Annotated in this window: 14 protein-coding genes; 11 read left to right on the top strand and 3 right to left on the bottom strand. The window is 55.0% G+C overall.

Going from position 1 to position 14,957, the window contains the following annotated elements; translation table 11 throughout:
• Nucleotides 1-18: 18 nt before the first annotated feature.
• Nucleotides 19-1,140: a muconate/chloromuconate family cycloisomerase gene (locus LOS15_RS14835; RefSeq protein WP_263066718.1), complete on the bottom strand. Its 1,122-nt coding sequence runs from the start codon at nt 1,138-1,140 to the stop codon at nt 19-21.
• Between the two features lie 438 nt (nt 1,141-1,578).
• Nucleotides 1,579-2,469 (bottom strand): LysR family transcriptional regulator, encoded by an 891-nt coding sequence (locus LOS15_RS14830; protein WP_263066717.1) that lies wholly within the window; start codon nt 2,467-2,469, stop codon nt 1,579-1,581.
• 177 nt (nt 2,470-2,646) lie between these two features.
• Between LOS15_RS14830 and LOS15_RS14825 the strand changes: the two genes are divergently transcribed.
• The 4 genes from LOS15_RS14825 (at nt 2,647) to LOS15_RS14810 (ending at nt 6,624) form a co-directional block, all read left to right on the top strand.
• On the top strand, nt 2,647-2,859 hold the full coding sequence (locus tag LOS15_RS14825; protein ID WP_263066716.1) for a DUF3311 domain-containing protein: 213 nt from the start codon (nt 2,647-2,649) through the stop codon (nt 2,857-2,859).
• The gene (locus LOS15_RS14820) at nt 2,852-4,306 is read left to right on the top strand and encodes a sodium:solute symporter (protein ID WP_263066714.1); all 1,455 of its coding nucleotides are present in this window, start codon (nt 2,852-2,854) and stop codon (nt 4,304-4,306) included. Before LOS15_RS14825 ends, LOS15_RS14820 begins: the two co-directional genes overlap by 8 nt.
• Before the next feature lie 19 nt (nt 4,307-4,325).
• Nucleotides 4,326-5,627, top strand: coding sequence for an amidohydrolase (locus LOS15_RS14815; RefSeq protein ID WP_263066712.1), 1,302 nt, complete (start codon nt 4,326-4,328; stop codon nt 5,625-5,627).
• Nucleotides 5,628-5,769: 142 nt separating this feature from the next.
• On the top strand, nt 5,770-6,624 hold the full coding sequence (locus LOS15_RS14810; protein ID WP_263066711.1) for a DODA-type extradiol aromatic ring-opening family dioxygenase: 855 nt from the start codon (nt 5,770-5,772) through the stop codon (nt 6,622-6,624).
• 28 nt (nt 6,625-6,652) lie between these two features.
• On the opposite strand, the gene LOS15_RS14805 is transcribed toward LOS15_RS14810, so the two are convergent.
• Nucleotides 6,653-7,474: a 3-keto-5-aminohexanoate cleavage protein gene (locus tag LOS15_RS14805; RefSeq protein ID WP_263066709.1), complete on the bottom strand. Its 822-nt coding sequence runs from the start codon at nt 7,472-7,474 to the stop codon at nt 6,653-6,655.
• A 283-nt stretch (nt 7,475-7,757) separates the two neighbouring features.
• Here LOS15_RS14805 and LOS15_RS14800 point away from each other — a divergent pair, with 283 nt between their 5' ends.
• The 7 genes from LOS15_RS14800 to LOS15_RS14770 all read left to right on the top strand — a co-directional run bounded on the left by LOS15_RS14800 (nt 7,758) and on the right by LOS15_RS14770 (nt 14,909).
• Nucleotides 7,758-9,413: an AMP-binding protein gene (locus LOS15_RS14800; protein WP_263066708.1), complete on the top strand. Its 1,656-nt coding sequence runs from the start codon at nt 7,758-7,760 to the stop codon at nt 9,411-9,413.
• A gap of 43 nt (nt 9,414-9,456) precedes the next feature.
• Nucleotides 9,457-10,224 (top strand): SDR family NAD(P)-dependent oxidoreductase, encoded by a 768-nt coding sequence (locus LOS15_RS14795; protein WP_263066707.1) that lies wholly within the window; start codon nt 9,457-9,459, stop codon nt 10,222-10,224.
• Between the two features lie 67 nt (nt 10,225-10,291).
• Nucleotides 10,292-11,083, top strand: a complete 792-nt coding sequence (locus LOS15_RS14790; RefSeq protein ID WP_263066706.1) for an enoyl-CoA hydratase-related protein — start codon at nt 10,292-10,294, stop codon at nt 11,081-11,083.
• Between the two features lie 84 nt (nt 11,084-11,167).
• Nucleotides 11,168-12,307, top strand: coding sequence for a cyclohexanecarboxyl-CoA dehydrogenase (gene aliB, locus LOS15_RS14785; RefSeq protein ID WP_263066705.1), 1,140 nt, complete (start codon nt 11,168-11,170; stop codon nt 12,305-12,307).
• A 71-nt stretch (nt 12,308-12,378) separates the two neighbouring features.
• The gene (locus LOS15_RS14780) at nt 12,379-12,858 is read left to right on the top strand and encodes a MarR family winged helix-turn-helix transcriptional regulator (RefSeq protein ID WP_263066704.1); all 480 of its coding nucleotides are present in this window, start codon (nt 12,379-12,381) and stop codon (nt 12,856-12,858) included.
• A 95-nt stretch (nt 12,859-12,953) separates the two neighbouring features.
• Nucleotides 12,954-14,174: an ABC transporter substrate-binding protein gene (locus LOS15_RS14775; RefSeq protein WP_263066703.1), complete on the top strand. Its 1,221-nt coding sequence runs from the start codon at nt 12,954-12,956 to the stop codon at nt 14,172-14,174.
• A gap of 66 nt (nt 14,175-14,240) precedes the next feature.
• Nucleotides 14,241-14,909, top strand: coding sequence for a nitroreductase (locus tag LOS15_RS14770; protein ID WP_263066702.1), 669 nt, complete (start codon nt 14,241-14,243; stop codon nt 14,907-14,909).
• Nucleotides 14,910-14,957: the final 48 nt, after the last annotated feature.

Here is a 14,957-nt window from a genome sequence, read left to right as displayed (position 1 = left end):
ACTCAGCGCTTGGGCGCGTTAATCGTTACGCGAATAGTGCGCAAGCTTGTCTTCATCCAGCGTGATACCCAGCCCTGGTCCAGTGGGCAGATCGACGCCAAATGCGTGGTAGTTGAGCGGCTTAACGACGATGTCGTCTTTGAGCAGCAGCGGGCCAAACATCTCGGTGCCCCATGCCATGTCCGGCAGCGTGGCCCAAGCGTGGAGGGATGCCGCAGTGCCGATAGTGCCTTCCAGCAAGGTGCCGCCGTATAAGCCAACGCCCGCCGCTTGAGCCACGTGGGCCAGCTCCAACACGCCGTACACGCCGCCGGATTTCGCAATCTTCAGGGCAAAGGCACCGCTAAAGCCGCCACTCACAAGGTCAAGCCCGTCGCGGGCATCCTGCACGGCTTCGTCAGCCAGCATCGGCACGTTAAAGCGGTTGGCGAGGCGGATCAGGCCAGCGTGTTCACGGGCGGGTATCGGCTGCTCGATCAGCTCAATCCCAGCGTCTTGCAGCGCCTGGATACCGCGTACCGCAGTGGATTCATCCCACGCCTGGTTAACGTCCACACGCACGCTGGCACGATCCCCCAATGCGTCTTTAATGGTCGCCACATGGCGAACATCCTGCTCGACTGGGTTAGCGCCGATTTTCAATTTGAAATCGCAGTGACGGCGCTGCTCTAAGCGCAGCAGCGCTTCGTCGATATCTTTCGCGGTATCGCCGCTGGCCAGCGTCCATAAAACCGGCAAGTGCTGTTGGCGCGCACCGCCGAGCAGCTCGGCAACGCTGAGCCCCAAGCGTTTGCCTTGGGCATCCAGCAGCGCAGTTTCCAACGCCGATTTAGCAATCATGTTGCCGCGGGCATGGCGATTAAGAAGGGAACGTAACTGGTGAATATTGCTAGAGGGCTGCCCCAGCAGCAGCGGGGCCAGGTAGGTATCAATATTGCGCTTAATGCTCTCGGGGCTTTCCGGGCCATAGGCCAAGCCACCGATGGTGGTGCCTTCGCCGACCCCTTCAATGCCATCGGAGTGGCGCATGCGCACGATCACCATCGTTTGGCAGGCCATAGTGGTCATTGAGAGCTTATGGGGGCGGATGGTCGGCAGATCGACCAGCAGCGTCTCAATGTGTTGGATGACGGTTGACATGGCGGCTCCAGCATCTAGCGATTAAGTAACTAGGCTGCAGTTTGGTGACCGCCGATGCTTGAAACCAATATTGTTTAAGTGCCTCTCCATACTTTAAAAGTATTGAAGGCCTCGGCATTCGTGTTACTCATTGACCTGACACAACACTTAATGAGTTCTAAAAAATATCAATAAATTATTATTTTTCAAATATTTAAAAAAATAGACCAGAGTTTCCTGTAGCAACAGACACAAAAACGGCGCAACGACACGCTGCACCGCAAAACACTAAATAAGTATGATCGCGACTGATGAGGCCTTGAAACGTCACCGCCTTTGACGCTGCTGCTGTCAGCCATTGACCGCAGCGTCACAATTTCTTGGCGCCATTACGCTAAGCATCGCTGTTGCGACAAAAGACTAATACGGACTCACTTAGGGGAAATTTACTGCAGCGCCTCAACCAAACTGCTCTTCCGCTAACTGGATAAAATTATCCAGCACGGGCGACACCTCACCCCCGCGCCACGCCAGCCACAGCGGCATAGCGCAGGTGGTTAACTCCTCTAGCTCGATAAAGCAGATGCCTGGCATTGGGTGGCAGCGGCTTGCCGCAGGCACAATCGCCACCCCTAAGCCTGCCGCCACCATACTCAAAATGGTGAGGTTATCCGCGCCATACTGCACCACTCGGGGTTCAAACTTCAGCCGGGCAAAATGCGCTACCACGCGGTCGTAATAAATCGGCGAGATACTGCGATACCCCCACACAAACTCAGCATCGGCCAGTGCCGCTAGACACGTGGGCGGCGAGTGCGCCCACGACGATGTATCGGGCACCGCCAGTAGCAGGTGGTCGCGCTGCAGTAAGCGCGCCTCAATACCCTGGGGGGCCTGCTCATCCAAGTAGAGAATACCGGCATCAAGCCCGCCCTGCTGAAGCCTCTCTAATTGCGGGCCGGAAAGCAGCGGGAAAACATCTAAGGCTACCTGGGGATAACGGCCGCGATAGCCGCCCATTAGCTTAGCAACCTCCGGTAGCCATAAATGGGTAACCGTGACCCCCAAGCTCAGCTTGCCGGTTTGTCCGCTGCCCAGTGCTAATAACCGCGCTTTGATCTCCGCCCGCTCGTCCAACAGCCGGGTAGCTTCACTGTAAAGTGCTCGACCCGCCACGGTTAAGCGAATACCTCGGGCGTGGCGATCCAGCAGCTGCGTGCCCACATCGTCTTCCAATAGCCGCATTTGACGCGTCAGCGCGGGTTGGGCAACGTGCACCCGACGGCTGGCCGCCGAGATTGAGCCGGTCTCCACCACGGCAATAAAGTACTCCAGCTGGCGAAACTCCATGGGCTAACTCGCTTGCGTTGTTTTTCAAAGTGGCTCACGTGGCATGCTTTATGAGGGCGCTTTTCCATACCAATATGATATGGCAAGCATCTAAAATCTATATTTCTGGTATCTGCCCGCTTGTTTCATAGTGAGTGAACAACCCATAAAAAGACTCGTAAGCGAGCAGGACTCCTGATGACCAAGACCTACCACCTACTAACCGGGCTGCACTTTACGCTGTGCACCCTGGCGATGATCTGGCCCGGCGCGTTAATCGCCAACCATATTGAGCCCACCGTGCTCGGCCTGCCCTTTCTATTTTTTTGGTACATCCTCTGGATGCTGATTCTCTTTATCGGCATGTGGGTCGCCTTTGTGGTTCGTCACGGAGGTAATCGCCATGACTGATTCTGTCATTGTGGTCGGCATCACCCTGACGTATTTGGCCCTGGTACTGTGGGTGGGGTTGCGCGCACGAGGCCAGCAAAACTCTAGCCTGGAAGGCTATGTGGCCGGTGGCCGACACGTCGGCGTCGTCATCCTGTTTTTCATTCTAGGGGCAGAGATTTTTTCAGCCTTTGCGTTTCTTGGCGCGCCGGGCTGGGCCTACCAGCACGGCGCTCCCGGCTTCTATATTCTGGCCTATTTATCGCTGGTGCCGATCACCATTTGGGCCATGGGCCCCCGCGTGGCCAAACTGGGCCGCGAGCGCGGCTACTTAACCCAAGGCGATATGATTGCCGACCACTACCAAAGCAAATCGCTGGGGTTACTGGCCGGGGTGATCGGTGTATTGGCGCTAGTGCCTTATCTGACCATTCAAATCGCCGGTGCCGGGCTGCTGTTTCAGGCGGCCACCGACGGCCTGATTCCCTTCTGGCTCGGCGCGCTGCTAGCCTTTTTAGTAGTAGCTGCGTACGTTTTTTGCAGCGGCCTTAACGGCATCGGTTGGACCAACCTCGTCCAGGGCATCATGATGATCGCCATCGCGTGGTTCCTGGGGCTGTCTATTTCCGAGCGCCTTTACGGCGGCGTCAGCGAGATGTTTAGCCAAATCCAGCTAACCATGCCCGAATACCTCACCATGCCCGGCGCTACCGGTATGAACTGGGGCTACTTCAGCACCGCAGTATTGGTCAGCGCCTTTGGCGGCGCCATGTGGCCGCACCTGTTTATGAAGTTCTATTCCGCCGACAGTGGCAAAACGCTGCGCAAAGTCAGCGTTTTCTATCCGCTTTATGCCTATCTGCTGGTGCCACTGCTGTTCATCGGCTTTGCCGGCATTCTCGCCTTTGCTGACACGCCCTTAGAGCGCTCAGATACGGTACTGCTTCGCATGGTGATGGACGTGGCTAACTTCTCGCCCTGGGTGATTGGCTTAATGCTTTCTGGGGCGCTAGCCGCGGCCATGTCGACCGGTGCCAACTTGGCCCACACCGCCGCCGTGGTGTTAGTGCGTGACGTGGTGGGCCCCACGCTAATGAAGGATGCCAGCGAGAAAGCCGTGGTCAGCGCGACCCGCTGGAGCGTGTTAGGGCTATCGTTGATTGCTTACCTATGCGCCCTGGCGAACCCCGCCTCGCTGGTGCTTTTGTTACTGGGTGCCTACGGGCTTATTGTGCAGCTGTTCCCGATGGTGATTGGCGCACTGTTTATGCCGCAGCTTAGGCGCGCCAGCGTGATGGCCGGGGCGCTGGTCGGCAGCCTTGCCTACCTGATGATGGACTTTGTCTGGAGTTCGCCGCTCAACTGGCACGCCGGGGTCTGGGCAATGCTGCTTAATGTCGGTGTGGTGGCTGCCTGCCAGTGGCTCGTCAAACCCGTCCTTGCTAAGCCAACGCCTACCCACCGCTAAGTGGCCTACGGAGAACACCATGACTACCCAGACTGATCGTATGAATGTAAAGGGCGCCGTGAGTGCCCAGGTTGACGCCGCCTTTGCAGAGGTGAAGGCGCTTTACCAACAGCTGCACCAAATGCCCGAACTACCCTTTCAGGAGTACAAAACCAGTGCGCGGCTGGCTAAATCCCTGGAAGCCCTTGGCTATGAGGTCAATCGCAACGTGGGCGGTACGGGCGTGGTCGCGCTGCTGCGAAACGGCGAGGGGCCAACGGTGATGCTGCGCGGCGACATGGATGCGCTGCCCATTAAAGAAGCGACAGGGCTCGATTATGCCAGCAACGAAACCGCTACCGCTGCAGATGGCAACAAAGTACCGCTGATGCACGCCTGCGGTCACGACCTGCACAGTAGCTGCATTGTGGGTACGGCAGCGGTTATGGCGGGGCTAACAGCGCAGTGGTCGGGCACCTTGATGCTGATTTGCCAGCCCGCCGAAGAGATTTTTGGCGGTGCCAAGGCCATGCTGGCGGATGGGCTTTACGAGCGCTTTCCACGCCCCGACATTATTCTTGGCCAGCATAATATGCCGGCACTAGCGGGCACCATCGGCCACCGTGCCAACAGCACCATGGCCGCCTGCACCAATTTGGCGGTGACTATTCACGGGGCCGGGGGACACGGCTCCATGCCCGCGCAAACGGTCGACCCGGTGGTGATTGCAGCTCACGTGGTCACCCGCCTACAGAGCATTGTCTCCCGCGAGGTGCCGCCGGAGGAGACTGTCGTGGTCACTGTGGGTAAACTCCATGCGGGCACCCAGGCCAATATCATTCCCCACACGGCCGAGCTTGAAATTAATATCCGCAGTTTTGACAACACGCTGCATCGCCAAGTCGTGGCGTCGATTGAGCGGATTATTCGCGCTGAGTGCGACGCCGGCCGTGCCCCCAAGCCACCAGCGTTCCAGGTGCTTAACGAAACCATTGCTCTGCACAACGATCCCATGGCCGTTGAACATGTTCGCAGCGCCCACGCCGAGTACTTTGGCGAGACCCACCTGTATGCCATGCCACGCCTTAACGGCAGCGAGGATTTCCCGTTTTTGGGCAATGCGCAAACGGGGGGGTTTGGCGGTGAAGATATCCCCTACGTTTACTGGTTTATCGGCGCGACCCCCGCTGAGCGCTGGGCAGAAACCCCAGGAGCGAGCGTCGCACAGAAAATGCGCCATCTGGAGATGCCGCATTCGCCCTATTACTTCCCCGGCAACGACGTAACGCTGCGCACCGGCATAGAAGCGATGGCTATAGGTGCCTTGGCGTATTTAGCTTAGCCTTACCGAGAAGCAAACGCCTCGCCCTGTGATCGAAGAGCCAAAGCATGCGGCTTTGATAAATACGCGCATGCCGGACAATCGAGCCAGCATTTATCTACTGCTCATAACGATAAGCGTTTAGCAAAAAAGGAGTCTCGCGATGTCATTAACTGCTGAGTCATTAACTGCCGGGTGCTTAACGACCGAGTCAACGCCTGCCGCCCAACCGGTGCTGTTTGTACCCCACGGCGCAGGCCCCTGCTTCTTTATGGAGTGGAACCCGCAAGATACCTGGCACGGCATGGCACACTTTCTGGAAAACGTAGCCGATTCATTGCCCACCCGGCCTAGCGCCATTGTGATGGTCTCTGGCCACTGGCAAACACCCTCCTTCAGTATTACCGCAGGTGAAACGCCCGAGCTTATCTATGATTACCACGGTTTTCCCGATCATACTTACGCGCTCAGCTATCCCGCGCCCGGCGCGCCAGCGCTTGCCAAGCGAATCGCAGCACTACTTGCCGAGGCAGGCTTACCCAGCCATCTCGATACAGCGCGCGGCTTCGATCACGGCACATTTATTCCACTGAAACTGATGTTCCCTGCGGCAGATATCCCGGTAGTGCAGCTTTCCCTACGGGATGACCTTGACCCTGCCGCGCACCTTGCCGCAGGCGAGGCGCTAGCTACCCTACGTGACGAAGGTGTGCTGATCATTGGCAGCGGGATGAGCTTTCACAATATGCGTGGCTATGGCGACGCCCGCTTTACCGCGCCTTCGCAAGCCTTCGACCACTGGCTGACCGACGCAGTAGAGGCCAACTCCGCTGCGCGCCATGCCAGCCTTTCCCAATGGTCGCAAGCGCCCCACGCGCATGAGTGCCACCCACCCGGCGATGAAGAGCACCTGATACCTCTACTGGTTGCTGCCGGTGCTGCGGGGCAAGACACCGGCCGCAAGATCTACTCAGAGCAAGTGCTCAAAACACAGCTTTCTGCCTATCGCTTTGGCTAATGGGGCCGCCGCTCTTCAATTCTGTTTGTTATAGCCCCAGCATTTCACGCGCCTGCTGCCAAGTGGCTACCGGGCGCTCATACTTTTCGCACAGCGCCACGGTGCGCTCTACCAACGCCGCGTTGGAGGGCGCCAGCGTGTTGCTGTCCAGCCGCACGTTATCTTCAAGCCCAGTGCGGGTATGCCCACCGGCGGCAATCGACCACTCGTTAAGCACGTATTGATTGGCGCCGATGCCCGCGCCACACCACTGGGCATCCGGCGCTAAGCGCTTGAGCGTCTCGATATAGAAATCAAAGGTGGGCTTATCCGCGGGCATGGAATTCTTCACGCCCATCACAAACTGCACGTAAAGCGGGGCCTTCAATTTACTCTGCTTAGAAAGCGCAACCGCTTGATGGATGTGCGACAAATCAAAGGCTTCGATTTCAGGCTTCACGTTATACGTCAGCATCTCATCGGCGAGCCACTCCACCAGCTGCGGTGGGTTCTCATAAACACGGTTAGGGAAGTTATTTGAACCCACCGAGAGACTGGCCATATCAGGCTTCAGCGACAACATGCCGCCCCGGGCTTCCCCTGCACCGGAACGCCCGCCGGTAGAGAGCTGAATAATCATGCCAGGACAGTGCTTCTTGAGCCCTTCCATCAAGCGGCCAAATTTTTCTGGGTCAGAGGAAGGCGTTTGGTCATCGTTACGCACATGACAGTGGGCGATTGTCGCGCCCGCTTCAAACGCTGCCTGGGTGCTTTCGATTTGCTCTTCCACAGTGATCGGTACGGCGGGATTGTTCTCTTTGCGGGGCAGGCTGCCGGTAATGGCGACGCAAATAATACAGGGCTGAGACATGGAAACTTCCTTTTTGTTCGTATTGCGAATATTAATTTGTATTACGAACAAAATAGTTCACCTCCTTCTAAGCGTCAAATTTAAATCCCCAAAGCTAAATAGCGGCCCACGAGAGTGATGCTAATTCACTCCAACAAGAGATACGTTAGCATCCAAAATAAATGACAACTGATTGACACAATTTTAAAGCTAACCTACTTTCTATTTGAACAAAGAAAAACGATAGAGCTTCTACCTAGTCCCTATAAAAACAAAATTAATAGTATTTTCTGGAGCTTAAGGAATGTCTATTACTACTAACATGACGATAGACCGCCGTAATAGCATGAAGCAATCAGTCGCTTGGAATGACATGCTCATTACAGAATATCTTGACAAAGCGGTAGCACAAGTACCTGACAAACCAGCTATTGTTACCTACACCATGGCCTCAGGGGAGCGCACACAGCTTAGCTATCGCGAACTCAATGAGCGGGTCACTCAAATAGCAGTTGGGCTTGTCTCGCTTGGCATTCAGGTCGGTGATGTGGTGTCGTGCCAACTGCCTAATTGGTGGCAAATGACTGCGCTACACTTAGCTTGCGTTCGAATTGGCGCGGTACTTAACCCGCTCATGCCGATTTTTCGCGAGCATGAGTTGCGCTTTATGCTCGCCCAAGCCGAAAGTAAGTTGCTAGTGGTACCCAAGGTATTTCGAGGCTTTGATCATGCTGCTATGGCAACAACTCTTAAGACAGAATTGGCGTCACTAACGCATGTACTGGTAATTGGCGGTGAAGGGGAGTGCAGCTTTGAAGCACGACTTCTTAACCACGGTGAGGAGAAGACGCGCGATACGGCCGCACTGTTTATGGAGCGCCGCCCATCTGGCGATGATGTTGTGCAGTTGCTTTACACATCGGGTACTACGGGTAAGCCGAAAGGGGTAATGCACACTTCAAATACGCTGCTTAGCCACATTTGCCCGCTTGCCGAACGCTTAGCGCTGGACACTACTGATACCACCTTAATGCCTTCGCCTCTGGCGCATCAATTAGGCTTTCTTTACGGCTTAATGATGCCCATTTACCTGCAGGCTACGGCTGTTCTTCAAGACACTTGGTTACCCAGTGAAGCAGTCAAAATCGTACGCTTTGAACAACCCAGTTTGATGCTTGGCTCTACTCCCTTTTTAGCAGATATTGCAGAGCAAGCGATTGCTCATGGAACCGACCTGCAATCACTAAAACTCTTTCTTTGTGCAGGCGCCCCTATACCTAGCCCGCTGGTAGAAAAAGCGGCGCGTAATTTGCCCACTAAAATCATCTCCGCCTGGGGTATGACCGAGAACGGCGCCGTTACCACTACCCGCTTGGATGACGCGCCTTCGTGTTCAGTCGAAACCGATGGCGTCCCCCTGCCCTTTATGGAACTTAAGGTGACGGATATTGAGGGCAACACCTTGCCATCAAATCAAGAAGGCAGTCTTTGGGTACGCGGCGCCAGCCTGTTTGTTGGGTACTTTAAACAACCTGAACTTTATGGCGTGGATGATGAAGGCTGGTTCCCGACGGGGGATTTGGCACGCCTGAATGAAGACGGCTATGTGCGTATCACGGGCCGCTCTAAAGATGTGGTCATTCGAGGTGGCGAGAATATCCCCATTGTGGATATCGAAAACACCCTTTATCAGCATCCCGCTATCCAAGCACTGGCTCTTGTTGGGCGGCCAGATGAGCGTTTAGGGGAGCGGTTGGTCGCTTACGTCGTGCTTAAAGAGGGCTACCCCAGCCTGAGCCTAGAAGAGATCACGCAGTTTCTTACCGAGCGGCATGTAACGCGCCAATACCATCCAGAGTTTCTTGAAGTGCTGGATGAGTTGCCACGTACGCCTTCTGGAAAAATTCAGAAATTTAAGCTTCGCGACCAAGCGCTTATCAATACCGATTCACGCGCTTGATGTGTCGTTATGCACCTCAAATGGCCAGTAATGGGAAAACAATATGCAAGGTTTAACGGGAAAAACCGTAATAGTGACCGGCGGCGGTGGCGGCATTGGCCGCGCAGTGTGTCAACGCTTTGCTCAGGAAGGCGCGCTGGTCGCTGTGCTTGATCGTGATGAGCAAGCCGCCCAAGTAAGTGTCGAAAGCATTATTAAAGCAGGCGGTAACGCTTGTGCTTACGCTGCTGACATCACCGATTACCGCGCTATCGAAGCGACCGTTGTTCGCATTGAAGCAGAGCTTGGCACGCCAACTGTTTTGATTAATAACGCGGGGTTCGACCGCTTTATGCCTTTTCTTAAAACCGACCCCGCGATGTGGGAGTCGCTGATTGCCGTCAATCTGACCGGCGCGCTCAATATGCACCACATCGTACTGCCAAGAATGGTTGAGGCTGGCGGGGGCAAGGTGGTCAACATTGCCTCGGATGCAGCCCGAGTAGGCTCTTCCGGTGAAGCCGTTTATGCCGCCTGCAAGGCAGGGCTGCTCGGTTTAAGTAAAACTCTCGCCCGGGAGCTGGCCACCAAAAATATTACGGTCAACGTTGTTTGCCCTGGCCCTACCGACACCGCCCTTTTAAAAGGCGTAGCCGATACCTCCCGCGACCCAGAAAAGCTATTGGAAGCCTTCCGCAACGCCGTGCCTATGCGCCGGATAGGTCAGCCTGAAGATTATCCTGGGATCATCGTGATGCTCGCGAGCGATGAAGCAAATTTCATTACCGGGCAGGTGATCAGCGTCTCCGGCGGGCTGACCATGGCGGGTTAACGCAATCCGCTTACAGCGACAAATTGCTTGCATCGCCAAGCCGCTTACAAAAACAAGGAGTTGCATTATGAGCCATACCACTCACTACGAAGACATCTTGTATGAGGTAGACGACGGTGTCGCGACGATCACTATTAACCGCCCCGAGCGCTATAACGCCTTCCGTGGGCAAACCTGTATGGAACTGCTGGATGCGTTTAATCGTGCCGGCTGGGATAAATCGATTGGCGTCATTGTGCTCACCGGCGCGGGCGACAAAGCATTCTGTACCGGGGGCGACCAGGGTGCACATGAGGGCCAATACGATGGCCGTGGCATCATCGGCCTACCCGTAGAGGAGCTGCAAACGCTCATCCGCCAAGTGCCTAAACCGGTCATTGCACGAGTGAATGGGTTTGCCATTGGCGGTGGACACGTTTTACACGTGATCTGCGATCTAAGCATTGCGTCAGAAACGGCCATTTTCGGTCAGGTGGGGCCAAAAGTGGGATCGGTTGACCCTGGCTTTGGCACCGCTTATCTCGCCCGCGTCATTGGCGAGAAACGAGCCCGTGAAATCTGGTACCTGTGCCGAAAATATACGGCTCAGCAAGCGCTCGACTGGGGGCTGCTCAATGCGGTGGTGCCGCCTGAACGGCTGGACGAGGAAGTGCGTAAATGGTGTGACGAAATTATTGAGAAAAGTCCTACCGCCCTCTCCATCGCCAAGCGCTCTTTCAATGCAGACAGCGAAAATATCGCCGGCATTGGTGCACTCGGTATGCAGGCCCTAAGCCTCTACTACAACACCCAGGAGTCGCAGGAAGGTGTTGCCGCGTTTAAGGAAAAGCGTAAGCCCGAATTTCGCAAATATTATTAGTTATCAATCATTAGCCATAAATCATCAGTCATAACCGTTGCTCCCCTTTACAAAAATTAGTCTCAAGAGAGCGAGTGAAGCGTCATGAATTTTGCATTTACTGAACAGCAAGAAGCCATTCGCGACACCATTGCACGGTTTGCCAGCGAACGATTAGCCCCTCGCTATCGTCAGCGCGAGCAGGCGGCATACATTGAGCGCGAGATCGTCTCCGAGTTAGGCCAGATGGGCTGCCTGGGCGGCGAGCTACCCGAAGAGTTCGGTGGCAGTGGTCTGGACTGCATTACCACTGGCGTGATTGTTGAGGAGATCGCCAGGGGTGACTTTAATGTCGGCTATTTACCCCTGCTCGCTTCTCTTAATGGTCAAATCATCGCCCATCACGCCCAGCCGGAATTGGCCCAAGAGTGGTTATCAGGCATTACGGCTGGCCGTAAGATCTGCTGTATTGCGCTTACCGAGCCGCACGGCGGCTCAGATGCTGCCAACCTTAAGCTCAAAGCGACCCGTGACGGCGATAGCTTTCTGCTAAATGGTGAAAAAACCTCCATTTCCATGGCCGATCAGGCGGATGTAGCGGTGGTCTTTGCTCGTACCGGCACACAAGAGCAGCGCGCCAACGGCATCAGCGCGTTTTTAGTGCCAATGGAGAGCCAAGGTATATCTACCAGTCGCTTTGAGGATTCAGGTCAACGTGCCATTGGCCGCGGCTCTATTTTCTTCGACAATGTGCGCGTGCCTACCGACCACATGCTCGGCATCGAGGGACAGGGCTTTAAGCAGGTGATGCAGGGATTTGACTATAGCCGTGCGCTGATTGGTTTGCAGTGTTTGGCCGTCGCTCAGCAGTCGCTGGATGAAACCTGGCAGTGGCTCACCCAGCGTGAAGCCTTTGGCCAGCCGTTAGCCGCCTTCCAAGGCTTGACCCATCCACTGGCGGAATACCAGACCTACGTACAGGCGGCGCGGCTGCAGTGTTATTACGCGCTGTGGCTAAAAGACAACCAGCGCCCTCATACCGCTGAAGCGGCAATGAACAAGTGGTGGGGACCGAAGTTAGCCTTTGACGTGATCAAACAGTGCATGCTGGCCCACGGGCATACGGGCTGGGGGGAAGATTTGCCGTTTTCCCAGCGCATGCGCGATGTACTTGGGCTACAGATTGGTGATGGCACGGCTCAGATTATGAAAAATATTATTGCGCGTCAGTCGGTCTCTGCGTGAACGCTGGCTTCTTGCTTGTCTCACTTGATCGTCTGGGCGCTGATTCTATCGACCCAGTCAAGGATATGCCGATGGCGAGTGAAGACGACAAAAGCGTAGCAAACCGACTATTTTTTAGGCTTTTTCAAGTCAGCAACATTCTGCAAAAGCAGACGATAAGCGAAGTGGGCCTGACCACCGTACAGTGGGCAGTGCTGGGGGCCCTGTCACGCAAAGGCTTTGAAGAGGGTATTTCGTTTAATGCGCTTACCGAGTATTTGGTGGTTAGCCGTCAAAGCCTGGATGGCGTGCTCAAGCGTTTGGAGCGCGATGCCCATGTTGAACGTATTCCTCATCCCGATGACAAGCGCGCGCGGATTATTTTACTGACCAGCCAAGGTCGCGCCTTTTGGGAGAGTTTACAGCCCCGTATTCATGAGTTTTACCGTGATGGGCTTGGCAGTTTTTCCTTCGATGAGACCGTCAGCTTATTGCACTACCTCAATAAACTTCAGCACGATTTAGAAAATACCGCGCTAAACGCCAAGGAGGAAACGACCGAAACACGATAACCAACCTAACAAATGGCGCTTTTAAAGCGTACCCAGCGTTACTACCCATACCGATAACAACAATTTGCCTCGTCTTGCACGGGGTTGGGGGTTCTATGTTTGCTCTAAAGAAACAACCATTAGTCATTGCGTTAAGCATCGCGTTTGCCAGTGGGTTCAGCAGCGCTCAGGCAAGCATCAGCGATAATGAAATTCGCATCGGCTATTTATCCGATATGTCAGGGCCCTACCGCGATTTGGCCGGCCCTGGTGGCTTAGAAGCGCTTAACATGGCGGTCGAAGATTACGGCGGTGAGATTAACGGCGCACCGATAGTGGTGTTTAGTGGTGATGACCGAAACAGCGCTGATGTGGGTGCCAATACCGTACGTGAATGGATTGACCAACGTAATGTCGATATGGTCGCAGGCATGGTGGCCTCGTCGGTGACTATCGCTGCCACGCAGCTTCTGGCTGAAAACGATAAGCTTGCCATGGTGGCGGGTGCCGCTGCACTGAGCATCACCAATGAGTACTGCACCCCCAACCATGTGCAGTGGGTCTACGATACTTACGCCATGTCTAATGGTGCCGCTAAAGCGATACTCGAAGAAGGGGGTGATAGCTGGTACATGATTACCGCTGACTACGCCTTCGGTCACTCGCTGGAAAGTGACGTTACCGCCGTCGTGGAAGCGCATGGAGGCGAAGTATTGGGTAGCGTGCGCCACCCGCTAAATACCAGCGACTTCTCCTCGTATGTCCTTCAAGCGCAAAGCTCAGGCGCTAAGATCGTAGGGCTGGCGAATGCGGGGGCCGACACCGTTAATGCTATCAGCACAGCGGGGCAATTTGGCTTGGCGCAGTCCGGTCAATCACTCGCAGGGTTAATGGTGTTTTTAAACGATATTCACGCGCTGGGCTTAGAAAGCACTCAAGGTATGCAGCTAACGACAGGTTGGTACTGGGATTTGAATGAGGCTTCACGTGAGTGGGCAGAGCGCTATCATGAGCGCACTGGCCGAATGCCAACCATGGTACAGGCAGGCGTTTACTCCAGTGTTATGCACTATTTAAATGCTGTTGAAGCGAGTGGCACGGACGACTCAGCCACCGTTCGCGCCATGATGCAAAACACCCCCATTAACGACATGTTCGCCACGAACGGCTACATTCGTGACGATGGTCGCATGGTGCATGATATGTACCTAGCCAGAGTGAAAACGCCTGAGGCCTCCACTAGCGAGTGGGATCTTTACGAAATACTACGCACGATTCCGGGTGAAGAAGCCTTCCAATCGCTGGAAGAAAGCCGCTGTCACTTGGTCGCCCAATAACGCCATTCCAATTCGCGCGGCATGCAAGTGTCAAAGCGCCGCGCGACTCTTTTAGGGAGTGCCCGCATGCATGTAGATACCGCCATCACCAGCCGAAAATCGGTGCGCCGCTTTCTCGACACCCCCATCGACCGCGCAACGATTATGCATATTTTGCAGGTTGCGAGCCGAGCGCCCAGCGGTAGTAATATCCAGCCTTGGCAAGTGCATGTGGTGGCGGGTAGCGCTAAAGACCAGCTATGCCAGCGGCTCTTAGATGCCGTTGATCAAGGCCAAAGCGATCCCCCCGAGTATCACTACTACCCGCAAAACTGGTTAGAACCCTATCTGGAACGCCGCCGTCGCTGTGGCTTTGGGCTCTATGAAACGCTGGGCATTGGACGCGACGATAAAGCTAAGCGCGAAGCTCAGGCGCGGCGGAATTTTCACTTTTTCGATGCACCCGTGGGGCTTTTCATCACCATGGATCGCCGCCTGGAAACCGGCAGCTTTATGGACTGCGGCATGTTTATCCAAAGTGTGATGTTGGCCGGACGTGGCCAGGGGCTGCATACCTGCCCACAGGCTGCCTTTGCTTGGTACCACACCATTATTCGAGAGGAGCTGAAACTGGATAAAAACGCTCTGCTACTTTGCGGTATAGCACTGGGCTATGAAGACACTGAAGCACCTGAAAACGGCTTTATTACTGAGCGTGAAGATATTCAGCACTTCACAACTTTTTATGGCGTGTAAGCAATAAAAAAGCGCTGTGGGTTAATTCCGCAGCGCTTTTCAGTTGTT

The sequence above is a fragment of the Halomonas sp. 7T genome (assembly GCF_025643255.1).
In the GTDB taxonomy this organism is placed as follows: domain Bacteria; phylum Pseudomonadota; class Gammaproteobacteria; order Pseudomonadales; family Halomonadaceae; genus Vreelandella.
Note: the sequence above shows the minus strand (reverse complement) of the source record. Positions and strands in the feature narration are given on the sequence as shown.